Origin of the sequence: Kamptonema sp. PCC 6506 (genome assembly GCF_000180455.1) — a bacterium.
GTDB lineage: Bacteria > Cyanobacteriota > Cyanobacteriia > Cyanobacteriales > Microcoleaceae > Kamptonema > Kamptonema formosum.
Window position 1 is genome coordinate 1 of sequence record NZ_CACA01000279.1, and the last position, 9729, is coordinate 9729.

The window sequence follows — 9729 nt, forward strand, 5'->3', positions numbered from 1 at the left end:
TCAATCGTTCCGCTGGTACTATTAAGAGTGATATTTCCTGCGTTACTACTGCTACTAGCAGATGTCAAGTTACCGCTGAGAATATTACCAGTTGCCGTAACCGCGATCGCGCCACCATAGCCAGAAGTTCCGCCGGCCCCATTAGCACTCGCATCTATATTATTAATAGTAATACTAGCATTGGGAGCAATCAGAGTCACATTGCCAGCATTGCCAGCACTATTAAGCGCAGAAGAATTAGTATTGAGATTGCCAGCTAAAATCTTGCCGCCAGCATCAATTGAGATTGTACCACCATTACCGCTATTACCAACATTATTAGCAGATGCAGTATTTAAATTGCCTGCGGCAATATTCCCTGGCGCAGAAAGCGCGATCGTACCGCTATTACCAGAAATTGAGGTGACATTCAAATCTGCGGTAGCATTTGTATTAATATCACCTGCCGTAGTGACTTGGATGGTGATATTTCCCCCATTCCCTCCCATAGCGCTGGAGTAAGAATAGAGACCGTTAGTAATAATATTACCGCTAGCAGTAGTCAGGGCGATCGCGCCGCCGTTACTAATGGCAGAATTAGTATTAATATTCCCAGCGCTAGTGTTAATATTGCCACTAATACTGGTGATTGTGACAGTACCGCCACTATTTGTAATGTTGCCTGTGGTAATATCTTGGGAACCTTGGAAGGTAATCGCCGCACCAGAACCCGTAAGATTACTGCCAGCAGCGGCGATCGTACCTCCCGGAGACTGCACCAGTAGTTCTCCGCTGAAACTTAGATTCCCGTTGATAATAACCGTGCCGTTAGTATTACTGCGACCGAAGGTAGTTTGGGTAGAAATAAATGGTACTGTCGTAGGCAGGCTGTTCGTAACTGATAGATTGTCGCCAGAAATAAAAGGTTCAAATATGATATTATTGCCAGCCAGAAAAGGCGTGCCTGTTGAGAACACAATCTGATTCCCTGCCAAGGTTAAGTTGCCAGCACCGGCATGAACCACATTTTCAATAACAATATCATTACCAGTTAAACTATTTCCAATTAGAGTGATATTTCCACCCCCAGAACCGAGGGTTTGATTAACTACTATACCTTCTCGATCGCTACTTGTACCAGCGATTGTAATATCGCCTCCGCCTGAATTAACAGAACCCAAGTTAATAATTTGTAAGCCTGCTTGATTAACACCAGTCCCATTCAGGATAATGTTTCCTCCTCCTGAATCAATGGGAGATTCTATACTAATTCCTTGGGAAAATTCGCTGCTTCCTGTAATTGAAATTACTCCGCCGGCTGAAACTATCGAGCCTTGATTTCTCACTCCTCGATCTGCACCGCCAACGCTGACACCATTGAGGTCGATCTTACCTCCCCCTGAATTTACAGAGCCGCTGAGAGTGATTTCAATACCTGCCTGACCAGGAACATTGGCTCTACCAATTGCCGTGATATTTCCCCCTAAAGTTGCGATTGAGCTATTAACTATAACTCGACCTGCATCGGCTGTAATATCTCCGTTATTGGCGTTGAGAACTAGGTTTAAAGGAAGGCTACCCCCTCCATAAATCGGTTGGTTAATATTAATATCGTTGTGAGCGTTAAGCGTCAGGGTTGACCCTAGTAGGGGACTGAATACCAGTGGCGCGTTTAAATTAATATCTCCCTGTTGTACTCCTCCGGCTCCAGTGGAGATGGTAACATCACCTAATAATAGTGCTGTTGTAATTAGGCCAACTGGCAATTCAGCGTTGGGGAGAAAGGATTCAAAGGGGGCAAGTAAGCCGAGACCAACAACAGGGAGAAGACCTGGAACGATATCGATATTGTAGGGGTCAATCAGCCATTCTCCGCCAATGCCGGCAGGCGATCCCACATCGGGGGCGCTGGTAATGGCTAGCGATCGCAATCCGCTAGTTTCAATAAACCCGCCGTTACCGCCACCTGTACCTCCCCGTGCCCTCAATGTGCCGCCAATATAGGCTGCTTCTTGACCAAAGACGATGATTTTACCGCCATTGCCGATCGCGATCGCGCTGGTGTCAATTACTGAGTCGTTGCTGACGAAGGTTTGCAAAGCGTTGGGAACGGGGCCTCGGCCCTGAATGTCGCCTCCCACGAGTACCGTACCGCCGCCATAGCTGCCGGCGGCGTTGATATTGCCACTGATGACTCCGACTCGCTGACCTAAAATATTGACGCTGCCACCTGTATTGCCGGATACATTAATCTTGCCAGAGGCGATCGCAGTTCCCGCCTCGCTGGGGAGGATGGTTCCAGAACCCGTTAATACAACTTGTCCCTGGGCGTTAACAATCAGTCCCGAAGCGTGGTTGCTACTGTCACCAGTTAGCAATTGCGGTAAAGACATGGGAGAAATCCCAGGGTCATTACCGTTATTTCCCAAGCTGGGAGTAATTTCTAAATTGAGAATGCGTCCCTGTTGGGAAATACGGACTAGGTTTTGTCCCGTAACGGCCGCGATCGTAATGTCACCCCCCGGCGCGGCCAATGTACCAGTATTGATGACGCTGCCACTAAGTAAGGTTAAATTTTCACCTGCACCAACTGTTAAGTTACCAGAGTTGATAATACTGCCGGGATTGAAACTATCAAACCTAAATTCCCTGGGAGTTCCGACTAAGCTAGCCCAATTATTATTACCAATAGCATTAAGCCAGTTATTATTACCAAAGCCGACTCCGCTAGCCGTAGTCGCCGTGAAAGAGGCAGGGACGTTTAAGCTGGCATTCGGCCCGAAAACAATCCCGGCGGGGTTGATTAAAAATAAGTTGGAACTGCCGCCTGTAATTTGGATTAAGCCGTTAATGTAGGAGGCATCGCCGCCGACGATGCGACCTAAGATGTTGCGAATTTCGGGGTGAGAAATAAAATTGGCAATTTGACCTGAATCTAGCCCAAATCTCTCAAAACTGTGGAAAAGATTGGCTCCATCTCGCGATCGCGACCCGCCGTCAATATCCAAACGATTTCCCTGCGGGGTAACGGTAGTACCGGTGCCGTCGGCCGCTGGCGCGATCTGCTGTGCAGATGCTTTATCGGCTGCGTAGGCGAAGCTAGACGCAGAGATCGTAGTTGTCATTGAAAACACAACTACGAAAGGACTTAATCGTCTGTTCATATCGGGTAGGCACGATTTAAGAGTTTTAATCTAGGGTTGTATTTTTGTTAAATTTGGGAATTATGGTTTGTTTTTAAATCATACATTTATTATTAGAGTAATGTCAATAGTTGTTTCAACTTAATTGTTTTAGGGATTTGAGTTTGAGTTTTCCGGGGTTGTTTTGATTTTTTTCTGAGATTTAGTCTTTAATTTTTGTGCTTATTAATTTGTTTTTTGCTTAACTGGTTAACCGTATTTTTGGCAATAAATCCAGCTTTAATAATATTTCAATCTCAAAGCTTAAAATAGTTGATAGACACAAATCACGTCTAGCCTAGTAAATCAGTATATGTCTGAAAGCTCAGAAATGTAAGGCTCATAGGCTTATGATTGTAACTAATTGCCCAATAAAGTTAAAAGCAATTTTAATATGATTTAAGAGGTGAATTCATCAAGTTTAAATATGTTAGCTTAAACACACTAATTTTTAACAATTTCATTGTCACGTCTTTAATTTGGGTTTTATAAGCCGATGTGACATTGATATGACATTTTCGCGATCTAGGAAGAAGAATTAATCCCTAATTTTTTTTGGCAAGATCGCTAATCTCTAGAAAAAAAGTTTGGCAATTTGCCCCTTGACAAATCAACTAAAGTATGGGTTAACCGCGCAATGGTAGATTTGGTGGAAAGAAGTGAAACCCAACACCAAAGTTTTGTTAACAGTTAAGTAAATCCACCTAATTAAACATAAGATCGGGATGGCTAAAAAGCTGACTGTATAAACATTCCATTGTGCCGTTTTCAACTTCAATACGCCTCCGCATTAAATCAACCCCTACTAACAATGCTGATAATACCTGTACTAATGGCTAGGAGTTTTCTCATACTTTTCGGTGAGTTGAGCTATAAGACTCAAAAACCCATGATACTATTGAGTTAAGCCATCAGTCGTACAGCGATCGCACCAATAAGTACCACAAGACCAAGCGCTCTCCGAAAATAATTAACGCCTTGAAATAATTCTTCCCATGCCCAAGTAAATAATGAGCCAAAAGCGATTAGGTCTAGCCCTGTATTAATTTTGCCTGTGGTTACAATTAGTTGCAGTAAAGTGGCTACACCCCATACAATAAGTGGTAGGTTTGGTGTCTGAGCTATAACAATTTGACCATTGCTATCGCGGAAGATTTTATCAAATATTGTATTTGTCGTTGTATTTGTCATTGTTTTTACTGTTTATTTATGTTTTCTACTTTAGTCCAATAACCACAACATTCTATCTACCTTTTTGTAGATTATCGCTGGTAGTTGCTGCTTTGTTAGGTATGATATAGATCTTGTCTTCTCTATATCTGGGGCATAATGGTCAAATTACCAGACCAAACTTTAACTACTATCTTTTACTTGCAGCGACGGTTAGTAGAACTGATTGATGAAGCCAAAGCTACTGAGTTTGCCATATTTGAACAGTTTGGGGAGAATGAGGCAACCCTACTAGAATTAGAGCAGATGCAAAGTAGCGTCGAGAGACTGAGAATGCCTTATTCGCGTCTGCATACCTTGGCGCTAGGGATAGCTGAATACCAGCCGAACGCTCCTGATGCTATGCTGAACTTATTGGCTCAAACCATTCAGCACGCTGAAGCATTAATCGGTGCTATCGAAGCCAGCATTTCTGAAACCAAACAAAACTGGAATCTGCCATGAATCAACCAGCCCAAATACCCGACCCCCAGATCAGAGCGCGAAGTGTTGCTAGGTGGCGCGAAGTTAACCAACAAATCGACTTACTCACTCTACAGCTTGATGAATTAATTGCGATGGTAGAAACTGGTCTGCGAGAGCAACGTCTGGCTAGGCTTCAGGGTAAAAGTAAAGCAGCAGAGACTATTACTATTAATAGGTAAGAAAGGGTGCAAGCGATCGCAACAGCCTTATTGTACAGAGTTTTTATTGGATAACAATTGTTTTAACAGGACTTAGACAAATTTGGAGCTAAAATCAGGCTCTATTCTGCTCTGGCAAAGCGATTTAGTTCGATAGGGTTTTAGAAGGCTCAAACCTAGTCACAGCAAGAAAAAGCATGAATTTACCTTAAACTCTTACTGTGACTGGATTTTACCCTGTTTTCGGGCCTTATTTTGTATAAGTCCCCCTAATAACTTTGTCTGTTATCAAAATTGACATTGGTTACTTGACCAGCACTAACATTAATAGTCTGCTCCAATTTTCCACCGTCAACCTTTAACTGATAAGTACCGGGAGTCAGCGCGATCGCACCAAACCATCCCTTACCATCGGTGCGAATCGTGCGCCGCTGACCTACACCATCAATCGGTTGCAATGTCAAGGTTACAGAATCGCAACTTGGGGAACACATCCGCAACGTACCCGCGATCGCGCCTGTAGTCGGATGCGACTTCCAAGGAAAATCGGGAACAGCCACAGGATTTGCCCAAACAGGCTGAGTTTCATAAGTCTTACCCGTCGCTACATCCACATACTTACTCGGCTTTGAAAGCGCATTGTAGAACCAATCATTGCTCTGCAATACATACTTCCAAGGCTGGCGGGGCACGCTTCCTCCACCGCTCGATCGCAAGTCCCCATTAGTGTAGACATTGCTGCTAGCATAGGAATACAAAGCAATCCCATGCGTGTAATTCCCCTTTGCAGAAGGCTGTCCAGCGCGGCGAATCTGAGCTAAAGCGTCTTCAATGTAGTTCAGATAATTTCCTGGCCCGATCGCAGTATAGCGATTGTACTGGTGATTCTTGGCAAACTCAATCCAATCATCATAAGCCTGTTTCTGCCGAGCATTGTACTCGCGCTGGTAAGTCATCGGCATGGCGATATCAATAATACCTTCTTCCAGCCAGCCCCGCCAATCCTGCAAAACCTCTTTGTAAGGCTGGGTTTGATACCAATCCTCATCTTTTTTCGGCCCACTTCCCCAAGCGATCGTCGCCGCCGAAATCTTCACCTGCGGCTTAATCGCAAGGCTTTGCACATAAAGCTTACGCACCAAATTCGTCACCTGATCTCGCCGCCACTGCATCCAAACGCGATCGCTTGGCGATGGCCTACCCGTGCGTTTCATCTGTTGATTAAACCGCGCGATCGCAGTCGGATTATAACCCCAATCCGGCCCGCCGTAGCGCACATAATCCAGTTGCACGCCGTCTACGTCGTAGCGTTTCAGCAAATCTAGATAAACCGAAACCGTGTAATCAACCGCGTCAGGATGGCCGGGATCGAGATAACCTTGGGATTGGCCATCGTAAGTAAACATTGCCCAATTATCGCGGCCAGGCGCATTGGGGCCATGTTTTTGCCACACATGAGAGCGATCGTTGCTAGTGCTTCCCGTTACCGGAAGCGTCACCATCCAAGCGTGAACCTCCAAACCTGCTGCGTGCGCCTTGGCGATCAAATCTTGCAAAGGGTCAAAACCCGCCGCCAGATTAGGATCTTTGGCTCGCGGCTCAATGCTGCTAGCGTAAAAAGCATCACCGCGACGGCGCACTTGAGCAACGATCGCATTCGCATTCGCCCGTTTCGCATCCGCAATTAATTTTGTCACCTCTTGCGGTGTCTTGAAACCAGGGTTAAAAGCATCTACCCAAAAGCCTCGAAATTCTGATGTTTGCACCTGCGGGGGGACTGCGATCGCAGCGCGATCGGGAAACAAATTAGACAACCACTGCGGAGTTAGCAGAAAACTGATCGCTAAGCCAATTGAAAATAGACTTGACAAAAAGACTGTTTTAGATTTTCGCATTCGGAAAGGTGTGTGTGAGCGTTCAACTGTCTAGTACAGACTAACTACGCGAACTTCAGGTTCACATTTTCCCACAATTTCGGCTGATTATTTATAAATTATTCTTAAATATAATGTCGATGCAGCCCCGATCGCAACCAGATATCGATATTTGTTAACAGTTAACTATTACTTCCCCTGAAAACTTTCTCGATTAGTATGCCAAATACTTGACAAACAATCAAGCTAATGATAATGTACCCTATCCCCCGCCCGAATCATCCTCAAAAACTGCCGGAGAAAATATCTCATACATGGCCCGATAATACGGCATAATCATCTCTAATTGCTGCGGTTCCAATCGCAAGTAAATTTCTTGCTCCAAACAATTAAGCATTTGCCAAACCAAATGCCATTTTACCCCCAAGATTGGATAAAGCATCACACAAACTGGAAACAATTCCTGATAAAAAACAGCAATATTTTCCTCTAAAACAGACAACCATAAATAAACTTGAAACATCTCCACATCCCGGATACTCGCAGTTTTCACCAAGGTTGAATTCAACGCTCCGCTATAGCTATGATAGTCAGGATTAAGTTGGGAAACGCGGCTAAAAATACGAGCAGCTATTTCAGTGCTTTGACCTAAAAGTTGCCGTACAGCTTGTAAGCTGGGAGAATCATAACTATGCTTAGCTGCGGCTTGATAACAACGGCACAAAGGCATATAGAGGTAGTCATCTATCACCTTGAAATAGGCAGTTAAAACAGTTTTTTCGACAGCAGAAATATCTTTGAGTAAAAACAGAGTGGTATAGTACACCTGCATCGACACAAAGCCAATTAAGCGGGGGTCAATTGCCGTATATTTCTGACGCATCGCACCGGTTTCTTGCCCCACCGTAACAGCAATATAGCTGGGATCTTCTGCATTACCATAAACTTCTAAAACCTTTCTATGAATCTCACAAGAATCCATAGCAATTTGCAAATAATCGATCAGTTTTGGATCGATCTGATGGCGTTTAATTTCTTTTGAAAGCAACAATTGTGTGTGAGTAATAGCCTCAATACTAGCATAAATTAGCGACTCCTGTAAGATAGAAGCAGTTTGCACCCGCCATTTTTTTGAACCAATTATTCTCAAGTCGCTCTCTTCAGCTTGGGGTACAGTTTCAGAGGAAGCAATCTGAAGATTTTTCAAGTATTTTCTTGACCACTGTATAGCTAAAGATGCCACAGGAGACGGGAAAAATTGTTCAATTTTGATGTCTAATGAGTCATCAATTAGAGCAGAAGATATTTTACAATTAGAGTCAAAGTCAATGTCTTTGACATATTTCTTGAGCCACTGTTGAGCCACAGGAGAGAGAGGAGTCTCAACCTGATCTTGACTACGCTGGAATGAGTCAGCAGACATAGTAACAAAAGTTAATGTAGGCTTTGGTTATTATAAAATATAAGGGTAAAATTGGCTATCCGTCAAATTATCCAATTTAAGGAGCGATTAAGTAACATTGACCCTAGTAATAATCGCTAGATCGTGTAACTTTTATTACTAGCTTTCATAAAAAATACTGGTAAGGGAAAACCTCCAATCCGGCAGAGGTTGAAACCCCTGCCTCATAGATCGAGTCCTCTGAAGAGGCTAAGAAGAAGACTTAAAAAACTAATTAGTCCTCTTCAGAGGACTTAAGTTATTAAGTAGCTCCAGGGGTTTTAACCCCTGGCCGCTTTCAGAGGAAAGTTGACACGCCTTAGATTTTCCCAACTCCCTGTTATTCCGGGGCACGCGGTGCGATCGCCCCATATCCTTTAGCGTCGTCTACTACCGAAACCACCGCGCCGTGAAGGAGCTACGGGACGCGATCGCCCACCGCTACCAAAACTCGGTTGTCGCCTGTTTTGGCTAGGACGTGCAGAAGGCGATCGCCGTAAATTACTACCGCCGTAACCGGAACCTGTAGAACGAGTTCTAGCTGGCGAAGATGGCCGAGTAACTGGTCTATTGACTGAAGGCGATCGCAACCCTCCAGTTGTCCGCAAAGTTTGGCGGTTTTTGACCGCTGGAGGCGGCGCTTGGTAGCGAGTTTGATATCCTTGAACAGCTTGGCGATAGGTGCTACCATAACCGCCGTATCCTGTCATAATCCCCCCTGGCTGATAAACGGGAGGAACATAGTAACGCGGGGTAAATAACAAACTACCTAAAGCTTGACCCGCTAGCGCTCCTGCAAACGGGGCCCAGAAATTAGATTGTTGCCTAACTACAACAGTTTCAGTCTGACCCGTTTGAGGATTACTCACAGTTTCAGTGACATTATGGACGTATTCAATTTTGAAGTCTTCTGTCAAGTGCAAACTCGGCTGATTGCCCTCTATACTGAGATAACTTTTCTTACCACCACTAATTTCTTCATCAGTTAGCCGGGCCATTTGTAAATCTGTTGTCCGATAAACAGAAGAACTTCCTGGCGGCGTATTGAGCAGCATTAAGGTATATTCTCCATCGGCATCATTGTAGGTAGCTTGCTGTACAGGATATTGACCCTGAGCTAAGCGATTGATCGCCGAATTACCATTTCGATTAGCATTGGGCGAAGCAGTAGCGTTAACGTTCTGATTCGCATTGCGCGTTGGAGTAGAAGAACCGCAGCCTATAGTAGTCAAACATAAGCTCACAGCCATTAAAAAAATTGTTAACTTACGCAGCATAATTTGTATTTGTTAATTGTTGGTTGTTAGTTGTTAGTTGTTGGTTGTTGGTTGTTGGTTGTTAGTTGTTGGTTGCTAATTGCTAATTGCTAATTGCTAATTGCCCATCTTTCCATCTCCCCA

Annotated in this window: 7 protein-coding genes; 2 read left to right on the forward strand and 5 right to left on the reverse strand. The window is 44.2% G+C overall.

Annotation, left to right across the window (positions count from 1 at the left end; translation table 11 throughout):
• Both OSCI_RS15230 and OSCI_RS15235 read right to left on the reverse strand, forming a co-directional pair.
• A partial coding sequence (locus OSCI_RS15230; protein WP_193387018.1) for a filamentous hemagglutinin N-terminal domain-containing protein occupies positions 1-3104 on the reverse strand: 3104 nt, incomplete at its 3' end.
• A 960-nt stretch (positions 3105-4064) separates the two neighbouring features.
• Positions 4065-4352, reverse strand: coding sequence for a hypothetical protein (locus OSCI_RS15235; RefSeq protein ID WP_007355902.1), 288 nt, complete (start codon positions 4350-4352; stop codon positions 4065-4067).
• 138 nt (positions 4353-4490) lie between these two features.
• Between OSCI_RS15235 and OSCI_RS15240 the strand changes: the two genes are divergently transcribed.
• Positions 4491-4835: a hypothetical protein gene (locus tag OSCI_RS15240; protein ID WP_007355903.1), complete on the forward strand. Its 345-nt coding sequence runs from the start codon at positions 4491-4493 to the stop codon at positions 4833-4835.
• Complete coding sequence (locus OSCI_RS15245; RefSeq protein WP_007355904.1) at positions 4832-5035, forward strand: hypothetical protein; 204 nt, start codon at positions 4832-4834, stop codon at positions 5033-5035. Before OSCI_RS15240 ends, OSCI_RS15245 begins: the two co-directional genes overlap by 4 nt.
• A 248-nt stretch (positions 5036-5283) precedes the next feature.
• Here OSCI_RS15245 and OSCI_RS15250 read toward each other — a convergent pair whose 3' ends face one another.
• The 3 genes from OSCI_RS15250 to OSCI_RS15260 form a co-directional block, all read right to left on the reverse strand.
• Positions 5284-6909 (reverse strand): family 10 glycosylhydrolase, encoded by a 1626-nt coding sequence (locus OSCI_RS15250; protein ID WP_007355905.1) that lies wholly within the window; start codon positions 6907-6909, stop codon positions 5284-5286.
• 241 nt (positions 6910-7150) lie between these two features.
• Positions 7151-8311 (reverse strand): hypothetical protein, encoded by a 1161-nt coding sequence (locus OSCI_RS15255; protein ID WP_007355906.1) that lies wholly within the window; start codon positions 8309-8311, stop codon positions 7151-7153.
• Between the two features lie 395 nt (positions 8312-8706).
• A complete protein-coding gene (locus OSCI_RS15260; protein ID WP_007355907.1) occupies positions 8707-9606 on the reverse strand; it encodes a hypothetical protein in 900 nt (299 codons plus the stop codon).
• Positions 9607-9729 lie beyond the last annotated feature (123 nt).

Excerpts from the sequence above, each read along its gene's own strand:
- OSCI_RS15245 (WP_007355904.1), top strand. The coding sequence starts at position 4,832 with ATGAATCAACCAGCCCAAATACCCGACCCCCAGATCAGAGCGCGAAGT.
- OSCI_RS15250 (WP_007355905.1), bottom strand. The coding sequence starts at position 6,909 with ATGCGAAAATCTAAAACAGTCTTTTTGTCAAGTCTATTTTCAATTGGC.
- OSCI_RS15235 (WP_007355902.1), bottom strand. The coding sequence starts at position 4,352 with ATGACAAATACAACGACAAATACAATATTTGATAAAATCTTCCGCGAT.
- OSCI_RS15255 (WP_007355906.1), bottom strand. The coding sequence starts at position 8,311 with ATGTCTGCTGACTCATTCCAGCGTAGTCAAGATCAGGTTGAGACTCCT.
- OSCI_RS15240 (WP_007355903.1), top strand. The coding sequence starts at position 4,491 with ATGGTCAAATTACCAGACCAAACTTTAACTACTATCTTTTACTTGCAG.
- OSCI_RS15260 (WP_007355907.1), bottom strand. The coding sequence starts at position 9,606 with ATGCTGCGTAAGTTAACAATTTTTTTAATGGCTGTGAGCTTATGTTTG.